Below are 21,665 nucleotides of genomic sequence, written 5' to 3' on the forward strand. Positions count from 1 at the left end.
CGGCAACCAGATCAATGGCAATCTTGGAGGGAGGTAGGTGCCATTGATACTGGGTATTCAAGAACGCCGATAAACACTTAGGCTACTAATTTATAGCCGCCGGATTCGGTGATGAGAAGACGCGCATTCGTAGGGTCTGGCTCAATTTTTTGGCGCAAACGATAGATATGAGTCTCCAAAGTATGGGTTGTGACGCCGGCGTTGTAGCCCCAGACCTCATGCAGCAGCACATCGCGCGGCACCACACCATCTGCAGAACGGTAGAGGTATTTGAGGATGTTGGTCTCTTTCTCGGTCAGGCGAATCTTGCGATCGTCTTCGGTGACCAAGAGCTTCATTGACGGGCGGAAGGAATATGGGCCTAGTTGGAAAACCGCGTCTTCGCTCTGCTCGTGCTGACGTAGCTGGGCGCGGATGCGGGCCAGCAACACGGGGAAGCGGAACGGTTTGGTGACGTAATCATTGGCGCCTGCGTCCAGACCCAGAATGGTGTCTGCATCCGAATCATGTCCGGTCAGCATCAGGATCGGGCTTTTCACGCCCTGCTTGCGCATCAGTTTGCACAGCTCGCGCCCGTCGGTGTCGGGCAGGCCAACGTCCAGAATGATGAGATCGTAGAGGCCTTCTTTGACCTTGGCCATGGCTTCAACACCATTGCCCCCTTCAAAGACGTCGAAGTCTTCGGTCATGATCAGCTGTTCGCTGAGGGCTTCGCGCAGGTCCTCATCGTCATCAATTAACAGGATTTTCTTTAACTGTGCCATGAGGTCCTCCGTTCGTCCTCCGTTGTCTTGCTATTAGACATGCGATGGTCTGCGCCTCAGAACAAGATTTGCTGCATCTGTCTCACGCGGACGTGTTTTCGTCGCCGTGATTGTTTCAATCTGTTGCAAAAACGGCTAAATCAAGCCTCCAAGATAGGGAAGATCGGCCATGTCATTTGCCCCGAATGTAACAGAAATCATCGCCCGCGCCCGCGCAGACCTGCGAATGGGCGTGCCTGTTGTCCTGATGTCTGGGGGCAAAGGCGCCATTATGATGGCTGCGGAAACGCTTGATCCGCAACGATTGGCCGATTTGCGCGTCCTTGGCGGGCAACCGATTCTGGCGATTACGGCGCGACGTGCCGAAACTCTGAAGGCGCGTGCCTATGACGGCGATCTGGCCCGTGTGAGGATTCCCGATGATGCGACCTGCGCTTGGGTGCAGTCGATTGCCGATCCTGCTGATGATCTGTCAAACCCGATGAAAGGTCCGCTGCAAACCAGCCGCGAGGGTGCGGCGGATCTGAACCGTGTTGCGATTGCGCTGGCTAAATCCGCGCGTCTGCTGCCTGCGGCGGTGCTGCTTGATCAGGCCAACCCGGCGGGTTTTGCAGCTGCGAACCTGTTGACCGCGGTGCCTGCGGATCTGGCGGGTCCCATTCTGCTGGCGTCGCCGCAGCCGCATCCCGTTGTGGCCGCCCGCCTGCCGGTGGAGGCAAGCGAGGCCGGACGTTTACACATCTACCGCCCCGAAGATGGCGGTGAAGAGCATTACGCCTTTGAGGTCGGCGCGCCCGCACGGGATGAACCGGTTCTGGCGCGCCTGCATTCGGCCTGCTTCACTGGCGACGTGCTTGGCAGTCTGAAATGTGACTGCGGCCCGCAGCTGCGTGGCGCGCTGGCGCAGATGGGTGAGACTGGGGCCGGTGTCCTCCTCTATCTCAACCAAGAGGGGCGCGGCATTGGTCTGGCCAACAAGATGCGGGCTTATTCCTTGCAGGATCAGGGGTTCGACACGGTAGAGGCCAATCACCGTCTGGGCTTTGAAGATGATGAGCGCGATTTCAAACTGGGCGCAAAGATGCTGCGGTCGATGGGCTTTTCCAAGGTGCGGCTGTTGACCAATAACCCGCGCAAGATCGCGATGATGGAAAAGAACGGGATTGAGGTCGTGGATCGTGTGCCGCTGAAGGTAGGCGAAAACCGGTTCAACACCGATTATCTGGCTACCAAGGCGCAAAAGTCGGGGCATATGCTGTGACGTCGCAGGATCTGGTGCTGACCCCGCGCGGGGTGCGGTTTCTAGGGCGCTATTACCCCTGTTCTATCGGTAAGGGCGGTCTGTGCGTCAATAAACGCGAGGGCGACGGCGCAACACCTGTAGGTACGCACCGGATTGTGGGCATGCTGTATCGCGCGGATCGGGTTGCTGCGCCAAACAAGTGGGCGGTGCCGATCGGGCCGAATGATCTGTGGTCGGACGACAGCGGCGATGAAAGCTATAACCTGAAGGTGCGCGCGCCTTATGGCTTCAGCCACGAACGTCTGCGTCGTGCTGATCCTCTGTATGATGTGGTGTGGCTCACTGACTGGAATTACCCCTATGCGACGGCAGGGCAGGGATCGGCGATTTTCTTGCATCAATGGCGTAGACCGCACTATCCGACAGAGGGCTGCATCGCCTTTCGCCGTGATCATCTACTGTCGCTGTCACGGCGGATTGCCTTCGGGACGAAGGTGATTGTGGGGTGAGTTGAGGCGCGTGTCGCTTTATTTCAGGGACTAGCACGGGCGTTAGCCCGGGCCGCGCCCGACCCTCCCCACGGGAGGGCGCTTTTCTGACGTCCGACAAGACGAATGTGATATCTCGGATTGTGCACGATCGAAGGAGTGCTAGCGAATTGATGCGCCCACCCAGGGTCAGGCGCGTCCCTTATCGCGCAGTCTTTTCCGGGTCGCGACGCGATCCGGTTCGGGCCCGACTCCGCCCCCCAGGGCGGGCCTGAATTTTAAGCTTGTCAAAATTATGCAGCGCTCCGATTGCTGCGAAGTGATTGCCCAGAACAGTCCCGCCTTCGGGTTCGGGCGCGAACCTATCGTTGTGCTCAGCCTCTCCGCAGCACCCTATCCAGTGCGGCCTGCAATCGATCCTGCTCTGCAATCTGCAATCTTACAGGTACGGTCAGCACCTTCATGCGGAAACGCTCTGGCAGGCGCACGGCGTCCTTTTCCGTCGTGACCATTTGCAGGCCGCGCAGCGCTGCCTCCTTTTCCAGCCGAGCCAGCAGCGCAGGTGTCAGAGTTTGGTGATCGTCCAGACCTTCGGCCCGTACCAGATCAGCGCCAAGGTCACGAAGGGTGCGAAAGAACTTCTCTGGATGGCCGATACCAGCGAATGCCAAAACCTGCATGCCGGCGAAATCAATGCCCATCTGCAGCGGTTCCAACGCGCCGGTCAGATGCGGCAGCTTGTGCTTGCGGATCACATTGCCCCAGCGGGCGGCGAAATCTGCCTGCGCCTCTGCCCCGCCGATGGACAGGACCAAATCCGCGCGGGCCAGCCCCGCGTCCACGGGTTCACGCAAAGGGCCCGCAGGCAGGCAACGGGCGTTACCGAACCCTTTGTGGGCATCCACCACGATCAGCGACAGATCTTTGTGCAGGTCGGGGTTCTGAAACCCGTCATCCATCACGATCAGATCGGCGCCTTCTGCCTCTGCCAGTTTGGCGCCCTCAGCCCGGGATTTTGCGACCACCACGGGGGCAAAGGCCGCCATCAACAGCGGTTCATCACCGACTTCTGATGCCGTGTGCCGTATGGGATCGACAAGGATCGGGCCTTTTTCGCTGCCGCCATAACCGCGGGAGACCACGATGGGTTTCACCCCCATACCCATCAACTGCATCAACAGTGCGATTGTTGTCGGCGTTTTGCCCGTGCCGCCTGCGTTGATGTTGCCAACACAGATCACTGGCACTTTGGCGCGGTAGGCGTCGCCTTTGGCCAGACGTCGCGCGGTCAGATGGGCATAAAGCGCACCGAGTGGAGCCAGGAAAGTCGCGCGAATGCCTGCGGCCTCAGGGGCGTTGTCCCAGAAACGTGGTGGCTGCATCAGCTTGCCCCTTCCTGATCAAGTGTCCCCAGATCAAGCGCGTCGTGGATCATCTCGATCACCTCATCGGTCACTTCCGCCCCGGCAGAGCTGACATCCCAGCCCGCATGCGCCATTGCCGCCACCTGTTCGGCCGCTGACAGCGTCGCCAGCGCACTGGCCAGACTGTCTGCATCTTTTACAATCCGCGCCGCGCCTGCCGCAACAAAACGGCTGTAGGCGCTGAGGTAACGGCCCACGTTCGGACCATAAAGTATGGCTGACCCAAGTGCCGCTGGTTCATAGGGGTCACGCCCGCCGAATCCCGGTACCAGCGACGATCCCATGAAGGTGACAGGCGCTAGCCGATACCACAGGCCCATTTCGCCATAGGTGTCGGCCAAGAGGATTTGCGTGTCCTCATCGGGCTGCTGCCCTTCAGACCAAATCGCCAACCGCCACCCCCAGCGGCGCAGACGGTCTGCCATCTGTGAGCCGTCTTCGGGATTGTCGGGGACAAGGATCAGCAACTGGCGGTGCGACAGGCGCAGTGCCGCTTTGTGCGCCTGACCTATCATGCCCAATTCATCCATCTGTGCCATCGCGGCCAGCCAGACGGGGCGGTTGCCCAGCTGTTTGGCTAGGTCTTCGCGCGTTGCCTCATCACAGGTTAGGGCGCCACCGCCCTCCTGCAGAGTGCCAAGAACCCGCACGGCCTTGCGGGTGATGCCGATACGGCCCAACCGTTGCGCGGCTGCTTCATCCACCGCGATGATACGGGCAAATCGCTGCAGCAGTGTGCGACTCATATCCGGCAGCCAGCGGAATCGCGCATCTTCCAGCGCGCTGGCCTCCGCATCCAGCAGCAACAGTGGTATTTTGCGCCGCGCAGTCATCTCGATTGCAGCAGGGCGCAGATCACCGCTGGTCCACAGGCATAGGTCAGGCTGCCAATGGTCCAGAAACCGCGTCACATCCGCAGCGGTATCTTCTGGGATCACCTGCCAGTACATGTTGGATTTGAGGTGATCCGGCTGGCTGAGCCCCGGCGCGGTGGTCAGCAGCAGGTGCAGGCCAGGGCGCTGTACTTCCAATAGGGTAAAGAGCTGTATCAGAGAGGCCGCCTTTTGCAGGCTGTTGGCGTGGGCCCAGATCACCTCTCCCGCTGGGCGGGAGAGGTCAAAGCTCTGCGGGCTCGCCGCGCCGCGTCGTGCCAGTGCCATGTAAGCGGTCAGGCTGAGGGATCGAGGCATCGCGCGGTCCTTACCCTTGCGCGGACAGCAGCCGCGCTGTCAGATCTGCGTGCAGTGCCGGGCCAGCGGCAACAACGCCTTTGACCTGCGGGTGTGGGTTGTTGAATTGCAGTGCCTGTCCGTGCATGTCGGTTACGGTCGCGCCTGCCTCTGTCAGGATCAGGGCTCCGGCGGCGATGTCCCATTCCCAGCTGTTGCGTAAGGTCAGCATCGCATCAAATCGCCCCTGCGCCACAAGGCTGAGCCGGTAGGCCAGCGACGGGCGATAGACGCGTTGCACGTCAGGTACATCGCCATCCACCCACTTTTCGGGCGCGTAGTTTGGTTTCGCCGCCACGACGGAGGCGCCGGTCAGGCCGGATTGTGCTGTCACCCGAACCGGATCACCGTTGAGCGTCGCCCCCAGACCCTTTGCGGCGGCATAGAGCCTGTTTTTGGCGGGTAGGAAGACAACTGCGGCGGTCACCTGACCACCTTCAGCCACGGCAATCGAATGCGCCCAGCTTTTGGAGCCTTCGATGAAGCTGCGAGTGCCATCAATGGGGTCGATGATGAACACACGCTCCTGTGTCAGGCGCGCGGCGCTGTCATCGCTTTCTTCTGACAGCCAGCCGTAATCGGGGCGGGCCCCTCGCAATTCGCGTTCCAGGACTGCGTTGACGGCCAAATCGGCTTCGGTCACTGGCCCCTGTTCGCCGGGTTTTTCCCATGACTTTGCGTCGGGTCCGTGAAAGGTTAGCGCGGTTTCGCCCGCTAAACGGGCGGCGTGGATCAGCAGGTCAAGGTCATGCGCCGGCAAGGGTCATCCCCTCCACCAGCAGGGATGGCACAACACGGCTGAGGTGCGCGCGTGCGTCATTGGCGGGTATGATCCGCCCTAGCATGTCCAGTAAATTACCAGCGATGGTACATTCGTTCACCGGATATTGCACTTCACCGTTTTCAATCCAGAACCCGCTGGCGCCGCGCGAATAGTCACCGGTGTTTGGGTTGATCGTTGATCCGATCATTGAGGTGACCAGCAGGCCGGTGCCCATCTGTTGCAGCAAGTCGTCACGGCTTGCGCTGCCTTGGGTCAGGGCAATATTCCACGGGCTGGGCACCGGCGGGGCTGATGTGCCGCGTACTGCGTTGCCGGTAGATTGCAGACGTAGTTTGCGCGCCGTCGCCAGATCCAACGTCCAGCCGGTCAGCACGCCGTCATCTACAATCTTGCGCGTGTTGGTCGCCAGACCTTCGGCATCAAAGGGGCGCGACCCTGAGGTACGCGGGCGATGCGGGTCCTCTAGCAGATCGATGCCTTTGGGTAGTACCTGTGTGCCTTCTTTGCCGAGGAGCCACGAAGATCCTCGCGCAATCGCACTGCCGTTGGCAGCGGCCAACAGGTGGCCGATCAGCGATGAGGAAATCCGTTCATCAAACAACACGGGATAGCTGCCAGTCTGTGGCTTGCGTGCGCCGACACGTTCAACACAACGGCGTGCGGCGGTTCCCCCAATATCTTCGGGACTGCGCAGGTCCGCTTGGAAAATGCGCATGTCGCCATCGTGGTCACGTTCCATGCCAGTGCCAGTACCGGCAATGGCTACACAGCTGGTGGCGCGATCACTGCGCATATATCCACCGCCGAAGCCGTTGCTGGCGGCCAGATAAACCTCCCGTGCGCCATAGGCGGCGGAACTGGATTGCACCTGCGTCACACCTTTCACGGCCCGTGCGGCCGCTTCGGCGCGGCGTGCGTCCTCTTCCAGCGCCGCTGGGTCTGGCTCAGGGGTGGGGTCATACAGTTCCAGCGCATCCGTGTCCCAGTCACGGGCCAGCTGATCGGGATCTGCCAGACCGATATAAGGATCCTCTGGCGCCTCACGCGCCATCGCAACAGCACGTTCCGCCATCGCGGCCAGTGTTTCAGGACGGGTGTCAGAGGCCGAGACATTGGCCTGCCGCTGCCCCACAAAAACCCGCAATCCGATGTCCGTGCCCTCAGAGCGTTCCGCCTGTTCCAGCACACCACCACGCACGTCGATATTGATCGATGTGCCCGCCACCGCCATGGCATCCGCCGCATCGGCGCCTGCGTCTTTGGCTGCTGTCAGCAGGGCATGGCTCAGCTCTTTCAGGGATTGGGTCATCGGCTGCCTCTTTGTCGTCTGTCTCTTTGGATCTCTTATCCCCATGAGGTAGACCGCCGCCCGCCGTTGCGCAAGTTTTGCATCCAATTTTGCACCCCAGGGTACCGTGACGGGCGTCCTTTTCAGTGATCTTGAATTACTTCAATCTGGTCTCGTGCAGTGGGCTGTTATCGCCGTACAATGAGAAAGGCCGGGGATGACCCCGGCCAATTCAGTCTCTATTCCTGCGGAGAGGGCCTTATTGCAGGCGCATACCGTTGGCCAGAACATGACCTTCACTGTTCACCTCGATGGTGGATTTCAGGCTGTCCTCACCTTCACCGGGCACGGCGAACATGCCCATCATCATGCGGGCGCCCATCACGTCATCCTGGCCCACGAGGTTCATTGCAACCAGCGTGTCCAGCAACTTGTTCGCGCCGGTCAGGGCCAGATCAATTGCGCCCTCGGGACGTGGCATGCCGCCGAAGGTCACCAGATCGCTGTTGTCAAAGGTAAAGGCACCCGCGCCGGTTAGTTCGGCGCCAGCGGCACGGACCGTCAGGTTGTTGAGGGTTACTTCGCTCAGTTCACCGGGCGCGACGTCTTCGGTCAGGGTTTCCTTATCAAAGAGATCGGCCAGAACCTTCACTTTGCCGGTGATGTCAAAGCTGACAGTTGCCGGATCGCGCTGCAGCTGGGCATCGCGGTCAAACAGATTCCACAGGGCATCATCCATGGTGAAATCCGCCAACGTCACCGCCAGTTTCACGTTCTGCTCTGCGTCGTCCATCGCCAACGGCACCACCAGATCAAACAGGGTTTCGCCCATGCTGTAGGAAACAGGGAAGGGCAGATCGTCGGATTTTGCGGTTGCTTTGGCATCGCTGGATTTAGTGCCAAGGCGGAAGGTTTCCGCATCAAAGCTCATGGTAAACTCGCCCGAGGCGGAACTTTGGTTGCCCACAAGTGTGCCCTGATCCATCAACATGTCGAAATCCATTTCGCTACCTGCGTGGCTGAATTCCGCCTCAATCGCGAAGCCGTTTTTCATCGCGGCGGACATGTCTTCGTAGTCCACGTCTTTCGGAATCGCAGAAGACCCGCCGATGGTCACATTGCGCAGGCTGCCGTTCAGTTTCACGTAGTCGTCCGCTTGGCCCTCGGGCGCCATAGCATCCACTGTGATCAGCATCTGCTCGGCGGTCATTGTCTGTTCTGACTTCAGCAGCATGGTGCCCATGCTCAAGGTGTTGCCTTTGACGTTGATAAGTGTTGCCTTGACGGTGCCGATGTCAAGTTCGCCCTCTTCCGAGACCAGTTTGTCCAGAGCGATTTCGATCGAGGCGGCAGAAGTGTCGTATTGGACCGCCTCTGGCTCGCCGGAGGCGGTGGTTTTCAGCCCGGCGGAGTTGTAGTTGATCACGACATTGCCGCTGTCTTCGCCATCCTCGAAGGCAATGTTCATGGGGAAACTGTTGGGCATTTTGATATCAACGGTGCCGTCGCCGTTATCGATCAACTCTAATCCCGGCATGGTGATTTCTACGTTGGAGGCAGGCTGGTCCTCAATCTCGGGGACCTCACCGGTCATTTTCAGATCGGAGATTTTCAGGTCGTTGCCCTGCATGGTTTCCGTTGCTGACACGGTCAGGTCATTGGCCTGCATCTGTTGCATCCAGTTGGCCCAGACGTCTTTCGGGGTGACGTCGGCAAAGGCGGCGGGGGCGCCGATCAGCAGCGCAGCAATGGCGGTCGAGGATCGTGCGAGGGTACGTTTCATAAAATTCTGCCTTCCGTATGGAAATGATTTTTCCGATAGCTTCTGCCTTAAAGCGGGTTGGGTCAAGGCGCAGGACGGTAGACCGCGACGCTTGTTCCGTTTACCACTTGAGGTCAGTAACGGAGGTAAAGATGCCTGATTTCAATAACAAGACCGTATTGATCACTGGCGCGTCGCGCGGGATTGGTGAGGCGGCTTCCCGCTTATTTGCGGCACAAGGCGCTAATGTGGTGATGCTTGCGCGCAGTGGAGAACGGATCGCCAAGATCGCCGAAGAGATTGGTGCACTGGCCTTGGCAGGCGATGTGGCTTCTTACGGCGATATGCAGGGCGCGGTGGCACAGGCGGTGGCGCAGTTCGGTTCCCTCGACATTCTGATCAACAACGCGGGGGTGATCGAACCCATCGGCGCGCTGGGCGATGTCAGCCCTGAAGGCTGGGGCGCGGTGATTGATGTGAATCTCAAAGGTGTGTTCAACGGCATGCACGCTGCCTTGCCGCAGATGGTGGGCGCTGGTGGCGGCACGATCATCACTATTTCCTCTGGGGCTGCCCATCGCGGTTTGGAGGGGTGGAGCGCTTATTGCTCCTCTAAGGCGGGCGCAGCAATGCTGACCGAATGCGCCGATCTGGAATATCGCGGTAAGGGTGTGCGCATCATGGGGCTGTCGCCCGGCACCGTGGCCACCCAGATGCAGCGCGAGATTAAGGAAAGTGGTATTAACCCGGTGGCACAACTGGCGTGGGACGATCACATTCCCGCCGACTGGCCGGCGCGCTGTCTGATGTGGATGTGTGGCCCAGCGGGTGACGATCTGACCGGAACGGAGGTCAGCCTGCGGGATGAAACAGTCAGAAAAGCAGTGGGTCTTGTTTAAAATGATCGAAGTGATTGATCAGGGTGGCTGTCGCATTGTGACCATCAACCGTCCCGACAAGGCCAATTCCCTGACTGCGGAGATGTTGGAACGCTTGTGTGAGATCGCAGAGGGCGCCAGAGATGTGCAGGTGTTGATCCTGACTGGTGTGGGTAAGGTGTTTTCCGCCGGTGCCGACCTTGAGGCGGCGAAGGCAGGTCTGGCGACGTCCCCCTTATGGGAACGTCTGTCTGGTGCCATCGCGGCGCTGCCGGGGCTGACGATCGCGGCGCTAAATGGCACGCTGGCGGGGGGCGCGAATGGCATGGCGTTGGCCTGTGATCTGCGGATTGCGGTACCGGGGGCCAAGTTTTTTTATCCAGTGATGAAGTTGGGCTACCTGCCTCAGCCGTCTGATCCTGTACGTATGGCGGCGTTGATTGGTCCGGCACGGACCAAGCTGATCCTGATGGGCGGGCAGAAGATCTTGGCCGATGAGGCGCTGCGTTTTGGCTTGATTGATCGGATCGTTGACGGCGACGTGGTGGCCGAGGCCCGTGCAATTGCTGAGGACACACTGAACGCTGACCCTGAAACTGTCCGTGACATCAAGAAGATGTGCGAGGGAAAATCACTCGGTGCCTGATCGGGGAGCTGCTCAGGGTGACTGGCGCGAGTGGCGAGAAGAGGGCTGGCCATTTGAGGATGCGCTGGCCGCCGCCATTGATGCTTGGGATGGAAAATCCAAAGCGATGATAGCCGCAGTGCACGAGGAACTGGCAGGGGCGGATGCAGATTATCTGCCCCTGTTGGTTGATTATGTGGCCGAAGATGCCCTGTCAGATGGCGCCACATGGTTGCTTAAACATGCGCTGGAAAACGGGACACGGGCCAAGGATTTGCCGGATATTTCCGCCGCATTGGTCGCGGCGGCACATTCAACCCGTTGGCCGACGCAGTTGCATATGCTGCAAATCCTGCCAGCGCTCGACCTCTCAGGCCAACTGCGGCCTGCGGCGCAGGGCCTGGTGTTCGGGGCCTTGTCCTCTAAACGGGCCATGCTGCGTGCCTGGGCCTACACGGGCGCCGACCAGTTGGCGGCACAACATGCGGATCTGCGCATGCGGGTTATGCAGATTCTTGACCGTGCACGGAGCGAAGAAACCGCAGCCTCTGTGCAGGCCCGATTGAAACACTGTCGGTTTTAACACGTTTTGGCGTCAAACTGCGTTGCGGGGGAGAGTTGCGGGTTCTTCTCGCTTGTCCTTGTCGGGCAGGCGCGGCATGAGAGTGGGGTGTTTCAAACGGTGTCGGGGGCGATTGGCCAATGAATTTTAATATTTCCGAGCAGCCAGAGATTGTGCAGCAGGCCTATGGGGTGACGGTGCAGGTCTGGGACGTGGCGCAGGGCTGGCTGCTATCGCCTGCCGCATGGTCGCAATTCGGGCTGTTGCTGGTCGCGTGGTTCGCGGCGCGGTTTGCCAATCAACGTCTGCAGCCGTTTCTGCAGAAATGGTTAAGCCCCGAAAGCGCGCTCAGCTATCTGGATCGCGGACGTTTGTTTGTCGGACAGTTCCTGCCGCTGTTGCTGCCGCTTTTGGCCTATGTGTTCACCGGCATTGGCGAAAGTGTTGTGCGGTCACTCTTTGACAGTGGGGCGGTGATTGCCTTTGGCAAGCGGGTGTTCCTGTTCGTCGCCGTGCGCGCGATGGTGCGTGATATCATCAAGGATCCGCTCTTTGGCCTGATCGGGCGCTATGTGCTGTTGCCGATCGCTGGCGTTTATGTGCTGGGCTTAATGGATTTTGCCACTGCATGGCTGGATGGCGCGGTGGTGCCTTTGGGCAACCTGTCGTTCTCGCTCTTGGATTTGCTGCGGTTCATTGTGGTGGGTGGCATTATTTTCTGGTTGGGGCGTTGGTCAAACGATCAGTCTGCCACGTTAATCCAGAAACAAGACGCGATGCGCCCCGCTACCCGTCAGCTGGCGGTTAAGGCGGCCGAGATCGGTATTTTCGGTGTCGCCTTTCTGGTTTTTCTTAACATCATGGGAATCCCGCTGACCTCGCTGGCGGTGCTGACTGGTGCCGTCGGTGTTGGCTTAGGTTTTGGTCTGCAAAAGATCGCGTCAAACTTCATTTCGGGTGTGATCCTGCTGCTAGAAGGGCAGGCAACAGTTGGCGACTATGTCGAGTTGGACGGCGGCGAGGCGGGTACCATTGTGAAGATGACGGCCCGCGCTGCGATTCTGGAAACCTATGATGGCCGCTGGATCGTTGTCCCGAACGAGGATTTCATAACTACGCGGGTGGTGAACTACTCCGACCAAGGCAGCGCCAACCGGTATGAAGCGCCGTTTTCCGTCAGCTATGACACTGACATTAACAAGGTGCCGGACATTATCGAGGCGGCGGTGCGCAAGCTGGACTTTGTCCTGGATGATCCTGACGGGCCGGATTGCGAGTTGCGTGGATTTGGCGACAGCGGCATCGATTTTGCGGTAGAGTTCTGGGTGAATGGTATTGACGACGGGCGCAACAAATACACGCCACAGGTGCTGTTTGCCGTCTGGAACGCGCTGAAGGATGCGGGCATAGAAATTCCCTATCCCCACCGTGTGGTAGAGATCAAAGGCGGTTCGCTGACGTGAGCCGTGCTCTGATCATCGGGGGCGGACCGGCCGGATTGATGGCGGCGGATCGGCTGGCAGCGGCGGGACATTCCGTGTTGCTCGTCGATGCGAAGCCTTCGCTGGCGCGCAAGTTTCTGATGGCAGGGAAATCGGGCCTGAACCTGACGAAGGAGGAACCGTTTGAACGGTTCCTCAGCAGATATGAGGAGGCGGCAACATGGTTGCGCCCGATGCTGGAGGTATTCGGGCCTGATGAGGTGCGCGCTTGGGCCGAAGGGCTGGGGCAGGAGATGTTTACCGGATCCTCTGGTCGGGTGTTTCCCACCGTTATGAAGGCCTCGCCTCTCTTGCGCGCATGGTTGGCGCGGCTGGATGGATTCGGTGTTGAGGTGCGCACGCGCTGGCGCTGGGTAGGTTGGGATCGCACGTCGGGGGTATTCCGGTTTGACACGTCTGAGGGGGCGCAGAATCTGACGGCGGATGCGGTCGTGCTGGCCTGCGGCGGTGCCAGTTGGGCGCGGTTGGGCTCAGACGGGGCGTGGGCTGAAATGATGCCAGAGACCGTTCCGTTCCAGCCTGCCAACATGGGGTTTGGGGTCGCGTGGAGCGATCACATGCGTCCCCATTTTGGTCAGCCTTTGAAAAACATTGTGTTGAACGCCGGTGTCAAGGCGGCTCGGGCCGAATGCGTCCTGTCTGCACAGGGCATTGAGGGGGGTGGGATCTACGCCGTTTCCCGCGCTCTGCGTGAGGGGGCGCCGCTGACCCTTGATCTGGTGCCGGATCTGAGTGTGGACCAGCTGCGTGATCGCCTAAATGCCGTAAGTAAGAAGCAAAGCGCCAAGAATCGCCTGCGTAAGGGCGCGCGTCTGGATGATGCGAAACTGGCCCTTGTGATGGAGGTGGCGCGTCCATTGCCTGCCGATCTGGCACCGCTTTTGAAAAACCTGCCCGTGCCGCTGGGGCCACCACGTCCGATGGATGAGGCGATTTCAACGGCGGGCGGGTTATCGTTGACTGCGCTCGATGCGGGCTTGATGATGCGAAATGCCCCCGGTGTGTTTGCTGCTGGTGAAATGCTCGACTGGGAAGCGCCCACTGGGGGTTATCTGCTGACCGCCTGTCTGGCGACAGGGCGCTGGGCTGGTGATGCGGCGGTGAAATATCTGACGGAATAACCAAATCACTCTTTGTCCGCAGACTGTGATTTCGATCTTGTCGAGATTTTCCAGTCACACTGAATGGCAGGACCGACAGACGCAAGCCCGGTGATGTGTACCCCATAGTCTATGATAGGCTAGAGGCGGCTGCGCACTTTTGGGTTGTCGCCGGGATCTTCCGTCAGCTAACATGCTGATTCCAGAGAAAATTCATGCTTAGCGACCATAATGGTCAAGCATCACAACTCGTTGTACTGTGGATGTAAGGTGACACGAAGTTTGGTGTCTGAATTTTCATAATACCATTAGATTCTAGCAAGTTAGCCTCGCCGCGTCGACAAAAGATTGGCGCTTTTCGACAGAAAGTATGTCGCTTCACCAGATCAAACAGCGCAGATTTCAGGAAGCGCGAAACCACCCCGCCAGCGCACGGCAGACTGGGTAAAAAGAGTGATTTCGCGGAGGAGTTAGCGTTTCTCGCGGGCACCTAGGCTTTGCTTGATGACATCAATCTCGCTTTGAAGATGCGAGCCATTGTAGACGATTGACGTTTCATGGCGTGCATATCGGCCTTTTCGATCAGCGCTCAGCCAGTTGTAAGATCCAATGCAAAGACGATTGGCGTCCACGATGACAATTTTACTATGCAGTTGGCGCACCTCATGAACACGAACACCCACTTCCTGCAGCGCCGATTTTGCTGCTTCCAGCTGTGTTACGCCATCGTCGTACTTCAACTGGTTCAACAGAGGATCTACGAAGACATCGATTTCTGCCCCGCGTGCCACCGCACTTTGGAAGGCATCGAGCAACCCTGCACGTTTCATTGTTGAGGCAATGATCCATGGGCTGACGATGGTCATTTCGCGGGCTGTGGACAGGGCATCCTTTAGGAACCGGTCGTGTTCTTCTGCGTCTCTTAGTGTCGAAAGCGGGTGACTTGAATCCTGAAGATCGGAGCGCGGTTGCGCAGTAAACTCAAGCACCCCATCGCGTTGAGAGAACAGACTTTCAGCCAAGACAGATCTAGGCGTACCTTTCACCGCTGACGAAAACACATCCATATCACCAAAAACAAGGAAGCTATCTTTTGCACGAGACACGGTCACATTCAGCATACTTGGTGACATGTCGATGAAATGCCCGTCGGCGTGTTTGGAATAGACTGGTGAAAATAGGATGACCGGTCGTTCAGCCCCTTGAAGCGAGTGAACCGTGCCAACAGTCATTTTCGCGTCAATGCCTCGTTCGGCACAAGCCCGTTTGATTTCTTGCACCTGTCGTCCGAAGGGGGTGACGACACCGACTATATCTTCCAGCTTTTTGTTGTATTGGCCTTCAAGATCCTGACGATTTTCCGAGAGCCAGTCTGCAATTGTTGCGGCTTCGGTCGCATTTGCGCGGCTGCCGCCAAAACTCAAAGCCATACCATCAATATGTAGGTACCCCATTGACGGCACAGCGCGACCCTCGGAAGCACTGCCTCGCATCGGTTTGAGCGATCCTTTGTAGCAGAGTTTGTTGCTGAAATTGATGATTTCGTCATAGCAGCGCCGATGCTCGAACAGGTAAAGCCCTCGCTCTAATTCCGGGTAGGGCTCATAGACGCATGCTTGCTGGGCGAGACGCATTATACTGCCGTCAACACTACGCATGCCAGTAGCAGACAGTGTCGCCAAATCGTCCTCAGCATAGTTCTCTTTCAGAAAACCCGCGCTTTGCAGGTTGCCGATATCGACTGCTTTGGACACGGATGAGATCGGCTCAATCTGTTGGGTATCTCCAATGACTAATGCGCGCTTCGCTAGAGCGAACGAGGGTGCCGCAACCTCTGGCAAGACTTGTCCGGCTTCATCAACAATCAGCAAATCGATGAAGTCGAATAAATAGCCGGTGCCCCATTCACCGCCGGACTTGAGACCAAAGCTCATTTTGCCTGGCAAGCTCGCAAACGTGGAGACAGCACAGGGCGTCAGCATCATACGGCGGTGCCAGCGTGGTTCGATTGTTTTCCGCCCGGTCTTTCGTTGCGAGGCCACGATTTCGTCCAGGCTATCGTCCATTTCCAGAAGCCACCGTCCCTCCCAATAGTGGCAAGCCAGTCGGAAAAGATGAAAACGGGTGTGGCAATCGGCAAACCTATCGACGTCCACTGCATCAGTCACTGGAACGACCGGTGCTTTCAGATTTTCTATTGCACGCGCCCATGCTCTCTGTGCCTGATCTAGATTGTCTAGCGCAGATCGGGCTGCCTCATATCTGGTGCCGGAGGATTGAGCTGCCTCCTGTGCAACACGAACCGCATCTCGAAGGCTATGCCCAATGTTTTCAACCGAACGACTATCGGAGAAATCCAGCGTGCAGCCGATGGCTTCCAGCGCAACACGCCCTTTCATCACTCTTTTTCGAGCCACAGATGGAAGAAAGTTGAACATTGCGAGAAAGACAGATTCGTTAGCCTGATGTTTGGCCCAGCCAGATTCCCAAGCTTTGTGGCGCTCAAGCTCTGCAGCGCCGTCCTGCATAGCTTTTTCCAGCTGCAGCAAAGCTGTCTCGGCATCATCGCCCAACAGATTAGCAACTTTTGATGTTGCCTCCTCAACCCATTTCCGGGCCTTGTCCGCATCAGACAGCTTTGCAACCTCTTCTGTAATCCGCTTGTGCAAGGAAGAAACGATCTCTTTCACGTCTGGATTTTCAAGGTCAGAAAATGCCGATTTCCCTGCCTCCAGAAAAGCGTCTCTGGCGCGGGGAACATAGTCATGGCTTTCTAGTTCACTGAAGAACCGCTCAGTTTGATACCGGTGAGCAGCCTCGGCCTCTTTTGATTTTGCTGGAAGAAACAACCCGTAGCTTTTTAGGTCTGGCAACCAACGACCCGCGAATGGGCCTTCGCCTTCAGAGAAATCCTTGCCGAACGCGTCGATAATGTTTGTTACAGCCTGGTTATTGGTGGACGCAGCGACGATGACCGGTGGAGCACTTTCTTCCAGCGCTGCGCGAACCCACGCGTCTGCAATGGCTGACAAGAGCATTGTCGTCTTGCCTGTTCCAGGAGGCCCGTTGACGGCAAGCACATCGCTGGGTTTTCCCGTTGAGAGATATGAAAGAACCTGACGTTGATGATCTGCGAGCGGAAATTCATCGCTGGCGTGTCCCAGTCGATTTATGAAGTTCGCTTCCGTCTGAGGAGAAAGCTCCTTTTTGGTTGATGGCGATCCCGCAAGATTTTCTAACAGCGGCGCTTTGTGTTTTTCACCAAGCAGCGTGTCATAGAGGCTGATAACTTGCGCAATAGCTGCGGCAGCCTCACCGGAAACCTCCATAAATCCCACGCCGGCAGAGACATAATTGTCATCATCAGATGGCCACCCTGGCGAGACGGCATCGAGCATAGCACGACAGTGTTTTAGATATTGGTCCCAAACAGGGGAGTTTTCGTCAGGCGAGAAGGGCGATGCAGAAAGAAAGGCATCGAAATCTTTAACCTTGCCGAGCGAAAAAACATCGTTGGGGAGTGGCTTCAGAACGTCTCTCGCGATGACGTTTCGAGAAGGTCGAATGTTGCCGTCTCTATCGACAATCGCCTCAGTAACTACAGGTGCGACGATTTCTGGAAAACCATTGGATATAGTCGCACCGTGGGAAGTTCTCCGGGCCATGACCATCGGCCAGATTTGTACGGCTACCACCTTGGTATCCGGCTTCTGTCCCTCAAAGACTTTGCGAACCTGGTTTTTAGGCAGCAAACCTTCGCGCAGGGTGTCTTTTGACAGTTCGATGAAACCCTTCCGATCCCGCTGCCTGAAGCGACCCCGCCCCAATGCACCATCCGCCAACGACGCACGCCAATAACCTAAAGTCTCATAGAACCCACTATTCATCGCAATCTGCCAAATTCAGTGCCCGCAACGTACAAGGAGTTGGTGCGAGCTAATTGTTCAATACAACTCAAGGCATAGCCTGATTTTCTGATAGGTGACAGGCCCTTCCGGGCGGTTTTCCACCGAGCATGGGTGCCTGGAACTGCTTTTCATCAATCCACCGCTCGGTATGTCCTTGGGAGCACGCCCGGCCGCATTCATGTGGCTGTCTTTAATGTCGGAATTCCGGACACATCTACATCGCGAGAAGCATGCCACACATCATATGCGCTCTGCATTTGAATCCAGATGTCAGCACCGTTTCCAAACAGCTTGCCCAGACGGATAGCTGTTTCTGGGGTTACAGGTTTGCGTTCCCCCAAAACATCATACAAACGCTGGCGGGAGATACCGAGCAAACGAGCGATTTCCGCTTTCGGTTTCTTGGTCGTTGGCAGCAACTCTTCTCGTAGCAATTCACCGGGATGTGTTGGCGGGCGTTGCGGGTATCGTGTCATTGTCTTTTCCAATCGGGTTGCTCGACAAGTCCATAGTTGAAATCCTACTTGAGGTTCGGGCCGGGGTTCGCTTTCAGGAGATGCATCCGGGACAAAAGAGTTTTTCTATTTGGGGGGTGCGTTCGTAGATCTTGCTGAACTTGGCACCTAAGGGAAGCGGGTAGATACCTGCTTTTTCGAGCTTGGTAGCAACGTGCACCGCCTGCGTTCTTGCGGCGTATGCCATCATTCCTAACGTCACATGTTGCTGCAAAAACTCCAGCAAGTCATCTTTGGTTATCAATACCATCGGACGACGCGAACGGTGATGTCGCACCGTTTTTGCCTGAAGCATCAACTTTTCAATTAGAAGCGCGACAGTTGGACCGTTAACTCTAAGTAAGCGTTTCGCATCTTGCTTCGTGTATCCTTGATGCGCCGGAGCTTGAATCTGATCTCGCAAATCCTCCAGGTCCGCAAAACAGTCTTGTACTCCGACTGCCGTTGGTAAACTGCAAAGGGAGTTTAATGAACCGGATTGGGCGGCTTGAACGACCTCCTCGAAATAGCATTTGGCGTGTGTGCACAACTTGATCAGTAGAATATGACCAGTTGGAATATTGGAGACCACCCCCCGTGTGCTCGAATACCGAAGCCGTAAATTCATCAAGGTCGTCAGGGTGGTAGACCGGCAGCATAGTCGGAAAGTCGAACCTTGGCCTCAAAATTTGAGCGCTAGCTAAGCGTTGCAACATGGACAGGTGAACACCAATTCTCCTGGCTGCAGGTTTCGGACGAAGACACTGCGCAAATTCGTTCAATATTGGATCGTATTTTTGCGCTGAAAATTCGATGCGCTCGTGGCAACCATCCTTGCCCAAGCCCAAGCCCAAACCCAAAACCAAGCTTGTCATACGCGGATATTTCAAGCGGTGCTGCTTGGCCGCGGAGGTGATATTGTGAATTCGCCGCTTGCGACAGGTTCTGCCGAAAAGTACATCTCCCGGACCAAACGGGTAATTATTGAATGCAAGCTCAGTAACAATATCCAAAAGTTTGGCATACTTGGCACTGCCGTGATCGACACGATATAGCCACCTCGCAAATGCTCCGAAATCCGTATGAAACCCTGGTTTGGGGCTGCCTGACGCCTCTCGAACTTCCCGAAACGCAGCGGACAGCGAATTGCGCCCCCTCTTCATCGCTTCGAAGGCGCTATTCGCAGCGCGAGATATCTCCATTTGTTTTAAGTCGGAAGGATTTCGAGAAGCACCAAAACGGATGACCGTTCCCAAATTCAATGCCATGCGACAGGTCAAATCAAACTAGAGGTTGTCGCACCATGTGTCTGCTGTGATATCTCTGATGCGGCTTGCAAGATATGTTTCCCAAGCCAAGCTGTCCTTCGTCTCGTCCGCAGCTTCAGCGGAACGCCGTATGTATCCCCAGTGGTCTCGGATGCGTTGATAGAAGTCATGAGGGCATCTTGGATATTCGGCATCCGGAAGCCTGAGCATCACGGTGCGATGCACATGACAAACATGATAACCGCTGAGCAGCCATTCTAAGCGACAGTGTCGTCCGAGCTCTCCTGCTGTGTTTAGATCTTCGAGGAGACACAGGGGACATATCTTAAGCGTGCCTCTATCGAGGGATTTTCTTGTCAGATGCTGCCCGTTTATTTGGTAGGCAAGATGCCCTCGAACGCGGACTGTATCACGCTGCAGTTCTTCGAGCGAAATACCAGTCAATTCCGACATGCTGGAGAGTTCGGAATATTCGCCAACTGATACTGCTCGCCAGGAAGCATTCATATCAGCACAAAAGTCCTGGGCAAAACTGGCAGCGTTGCGTGCAGCAACCCTGCCAACAATAGAATTTGCTGGTTCGCCCGGTAAAGGGCGTACGGATAATCTTAAGCGCCTCATTTCTTCCTCCGCCGTTTAGCAGGGAGGTCGATTTGGGCAGAGGAATCTTTAATGCTCGGAAGTAACCATCGAGGGTTGATCGCCGAGTAGTTTTTGCGAACAAGGGGGTTAAGGTCGTTGGTACATCCGGTGCGGCGAAGAAATTCAGCAATGAAGTGCTGCTGGCCCAGAACGGCTTCTTTGCGACGCAAGCATATTTCAATTGCCCCGATAACGATCTCAATAAGAATACCAAACTCATTCGCAGCGGCGTGTATCAACCGACCAATAAAGTCATCGGATGTCAGCTCAGGATTGGCCTCGATACTTATTGCGGAACAGTATTGCTGAACCAAGGAGCGTACGTTTCGACCATCGTCGATTTCATCAAGCTGGCCAAAACTAATCGGTATGAATCGCCGACCAAGCTGAGGATCCAAATTCAACAGCGCCAGTAGATCAGGCAAGCCGCTCAAGACTATGCTCACTGGCCAATGTTTGTTTTGCATCAATGACTTCAGAGTGTTGACGACAGCGAGCATTTCTCTTTCGCTTTGAGATCCCATCAGATCTTGGGCCTCGTCCAGATGCAGGAACATAACCTGAAGCTCTCGCAGATGGCTTTGCACCAATTCCCAGATGATGCCCGCAGTTCTATCACGCATGAGTGGGTACCCAAGCCCGCTCAAACAAGAGATGCCTACGCCTTTCAGTGTTGCAGGCGATGGCACGAGAAAACTGGCAATGTCTGCGGTATCTGCATTGTCAGCTAGCAGTGACAGTGATGGGTGCTTTCGAAACAGATGTTCTACTGCTGTTGACTTTCCACTTCCGGAATTTCCGATGACGGCAATGCCTCGAGCTTCGGGGTGAAGGCCCTGTGCAATTTCTGCGCGCCTGCGATCTTCAAGGTTGCAAAGCGCGTCAGACAAGTCATTGAAACATTGACGCGGCATAAAACGGCTCCGCAAGCGGGCCAATTCCATATGGATTTCGTGGGACAATCGATTTGTGTTGGTCATGATTATTCTTCCAGTTTCCATTCAGGCTCGTCATCGGATCCGGTTTCAGCCTGCGTTATCGGTGGAACTCGAACGTCCGGTTCCTCGGGGCGGATGGGATCAATCTTTCGCCCGAATGGAGCGTCGGAGGCACTTTGAGGCAGGGTTTCGGGATGATTGAAAATCATGCCGGCGCAGAGGTTGTTCTCCAGGTAAGCAAGACGATCTTCCGTGTATTCCGGGTCAACGAGCCCGCCGAGCTCGCGCGCATCATCCACAATTTTGCGAATTTTTTGGATGGCACGATTGCGTTGAGGCAGAGTGAGTTCAGCTTCGGCTTCGTGCCGTTGTCGCAGTTCACGCATGACACGTGTCCAATGGGCCATGGAAAGCCCCTCTAATTCCTCACCATTCAGCGCACGTGCTTCATACCAAGTTCGATCAGTTTCGACGGAAACTGCACCAATGTTGTCAGGGTCAATACGCACCCGAACAGGCTTGCCTTTGTTGTCGCGCCGAAACTTTATGAGCTCTTTGGGTAATCCTCCCGCAAAATCGTGGTGTTCAAAAGTAGAATTTTTCCGGCAGGAATGACCGAGGAGAATTCGGATGAAGAATGCAAGATTCAGCGACGCACAAATCATGGCGATCCTGCGCCAGGCAGAGAATGGCGTGCCTGTATCTGAGCTGTGCCGCGAACATGGCATGAGCAGTGCCAGTTTTTACAAGTGGCGAGCCAAATTCG

At 56.7% G+C, this 21,665-nt stretch carries 21 protein-coding genes; 8 read left to right on the plus strand and 13 right to left on the minus strand.

The annotated features are described in order from the left end of the window. Positions 1-77: 77 nt before the first annotated feature. The gene (locus tag MHM86_RS16510; RefSeq protein WP_239201555.1) at positions 78-764 is read right to left on the minus strand and encodes a response regulator transcription factor; all 687 of its coding nucleotides are present in this window, start codon (positions 762-764) and stop codon (positions 78-80) included. Positions 765-933: 169 nt separating this feature from the next. On the opposite strand from MHM86_RS16510, the gene ribA reads away from it, so the two are divergent. Beyond that, positions 934-2,025, plus strand: a complete 1,092-nt coding sequence (ribA, locus tag MHM86_RS16515) for a GTP cyclohydrolase II (protein WP_239201557.1) — start codon at positions 934-936, stop codon at positions 2,023-2,025. Continuing rightward, a complete protein-coding gene (locus tag MHM86_RS16520; RefSeq protein ID WP_239201559.1) occupies positions 2,022-2,516 on the plus strand; it encodes a L,D-transpeptidase family protein in 495 nt (164 codons plus the stop codon). The genes ribA and MHM86_RS16520 overlap by 4 nt, the downstream gene beginning before the upstream one ends. A gap of 353 nt (positions 2,517-2,869) precedes the next feature. Here the strand turns inward: MHM86_RS16520 and lpxK are convergent, their stop codons facing one another. The 5 genes from lpxK to MHM86_RS16545 form a co-directional block, all read right to left on the minus strand. Beyond that, positions 2,870-3,877, minus strand: a complete 1,008-nt coding sequence (gene lpxK, locus MHM86_RS16525) for a tetraacyldisaccharide 4'-kinase (RefSeq protein WP_239201561.1) — start codon at positions 3,875-3,877, stop codon at positions 2,870-2,872. After that, on the minus strand, positions 3,877-5,109 hold the full coding sequence (locus tag MHM86_RS16530; protein ID WP_239201563.1) for a 3-deoxy-D-manno-octulosonic acid transferase: 1,233 nt from the start codon (positions 5,107-5,109) through the stop codon (positions 3,877-3,879). Before MHM86_RS16530 ends, lpxK begins: the two co-directional genes overlap by 1 nt. Positions 5,110-5,119: 10 nt before the next feature. Next, entirely contained in the window at positions 5,120-5,908 is a 789-nt protein-coding gene (locus tag MHM86_RS16535) for a 3'(2'),5'-bisphosphate nucleotidase CysQ (protein WP_239201566.1), read from the minus strand. Further along, entirely contained in the window at positions 5,895-7,241 is a 1,347-nt protein-coding gene (locus MHM86_RS16540) for a TldD/PmbA family protein (protein ID WP_239201569.1), read from the minus strand. The genes MHM86_RS16535 and MHM86_RS16540 overlap by 14 nt, the downstream gene beginning before the upstream one ends. Before the next feature lie 238 nt (positions 7,242-7,479). After that, a complete protein-coding gene (locus MHM86_RS16545; RefSeq protein ID WP_239201572.1) occupies positions 7,480-9,003 on the minus strand; it encodes a DUF2125 domain-containing protein in 1,524 nt (507 codons plus the stop codon). 131 nt (positions 9,004-9,134) lie between these two features. On the opposite strand from MHM86_RS16545, the gene MHM86_RS16550 reads away from it, so the two are divergent. The 5 genes from MHM86_RS16550 to MHM86_RS16570 all read left to right on the plus strand — a co-directional run bounded on the left by MHM86_RS16550 (position 9,135) and on the right by MHM86_RS16570 (position 13,670). Continuing rightward, on the plus strand, positions 9,135-9,881 hold the full coding sequence (locus tag MHM86_RS16550; RefSeq protein WP_239201575.1) for an SDR family oxidoreductase: 747 nt from the start codon (positions 9,135-9,137) through the stop codon (positions 9,879-9,881). A 1-nt stretch (position 9,882) separates the two neighbouring features. Next, positions 9,883-10,506, plus strand: a complete 624-nt coding sequence (locus MHM86_RS16555) for an enoyl-CoA hydratase/isomerase family protein (RefSeq protein WP_239201603.1) — start codon at positions 9,883-9,885, stop codon at positions 10,504-10,506. Then, complete coding sequence (locus MHM86_RS16560) at positions 10,499-11,068, plus strand: hypothetical protein (RefSeq protein WP_239201578.1); 570 nt, start codon at positions 10,499-10,501, stop codon at positions 11,066-11,068. Before MHM86_RS16555 ends, MHM86_RS16560 begins: the two co-directional genes overlap by 8 nt. Positions 11,069-11,187: 119 nt before the next feature. Continuing rightward, positions 11,188-12,510 (plus strand): mechanosensitive ion channel family protein, encoded by a 1,323-nt coding sequence (locus MHM86_RS16565; protein WP_239201581.1) that lies wholly within the window; start codon positions 11,188-11,190, stop codon positions 12,508-12,510. Continuing rightward, complete coding sequence (locus tag MHM86_RS16570) at positions 12,507-13,670, plus strand: TIGR03862 family flavoprotein (RefSeq protein WP_239201584.1); 1,164 nt, start codon at positions 12,507-12,509, stop codon at positions 13,668-13,670. Before MHM86_RS16565 ends, MHM86_RS16570 begins: the two co-directional genes overlap by 4 nt. A 449-nt stretch (positions 13,671-14,119) precedes the next feature. On the opposite strand, the gene MHM86_RS16575 is transcribed toward MHM86_RS16570, so the two are convergent. The 7 genes from MHM86_RS16575 to MHM86_RS16600 all read right to left on the minus strand — a co-directional run bounded on the left by MHM86_RS16575 (position 14,120) and on the right by MHM86_RS16600 (position 21,564). Beyond that, positions 14,120-17,536 (minus strand): AAA domain-containing protein, encoded by a 3,417-nt coding sequence (locus tag MHM86_RS16575; protein ID WP_239201587.1) that lies wholly within the window; start codon positions 17,534-17,536, stop codon positions 14,120-14,122. 197 nt (positions 17,537-17,733) lie between these two features. Next, positions 17,734-18,033, minus strand: coding sequence for a HigA family addiction module antitoxin (locus MHM86_RS16580; RefSeq protein ID WP_239201590.1), 300 nt, complete (start codon positions 18,031-18,033; stop codon positions 17,734-17,736). A 73-nt stretch (positions 18,034-18,106) separates the two neighbouring features. Then, positions 18,107-18,367: a hypothetical protein gene (locus MHM86_RS16585; RefSeq protein ID WP_239201592.1), complete on the minus strand. Its 261-nt coding sequence runs from the start codon at positions 18,365-18,367 to the stop codon at positions 18,107-18,109. Positions 18,368-18,407: 40 nt separating this feature from the next. Further along, positions 18,408-19,319: a hypothetical protein gene (locus MHM86_RS16590; protein ID WP_239201595.1), complete on the minus strand. Its 912-nt coding sequence runs from the start codon at positions 19,317-19,319 to the stop codon at positions 18,408-18,410. A gap of 18 nt (positions 19,320-19,337) precedes the next feature. Further along, positions 19,338-19,940, minus strand: coding sequence for a TniQ family protein (locus tag MHM86_RS17195; RefSeq protein WP_370644207.1), 603 nt, complete (start codon positions 19,938-19,940; stop codon positions 19,338-19,340). Further along, positions 19,937-20,941, minus strand: a complete 1,005-nt coding sequence (locus tag MHM86_RS16595; RefSeq protein WP_239201597.1) for a TniB family NTP-binding protein — start codon at positions 20,939-20,941, stop codon at positions 19,937-19,939. The genes MHM86_RS17195 and MHM86_RS16595 overlap by 4 nt, the downstream gene beginning before the upstream one ends. A 2-nt stretch (positions 20,942-20,943) precedes the next feature. Next, positions 20,944-21,564 carry a hypothetical protein gene (locus MHM86_RS16600; protein WP_239201605.1) on the minus strand — a complete coding sequence of 207 codons (621 nt, stop codon included), beginning with the start codon at positions 21,562-21,564 and terminating at the stop codon, positions 20,944-20,946. Here MHM86_RS16600 and MHM86_RS16605 point away from each other — a divergent pair. Further along, the coding region (locus MHM86_RS16605) for a transposase (RefSeq protein ID WP_239201604.1) at positions 21,530-21,665 on the plus strand (136 nt) is incomplete at its 3' end. The genes MHM86_RS16600 and MHM86_RS16605 overlap by 35 nt on opposite strands.

It is taken from the genome of Thalassobius sp. Cn5-15 (assembly GCF_022347685.1).
Classification (GTDB): domain Bacteria; phylum Pseudomonadota; class Alphaproteobacteria; order Rhodobacterales; family Rhodobacteraceae; genus Thalassobius.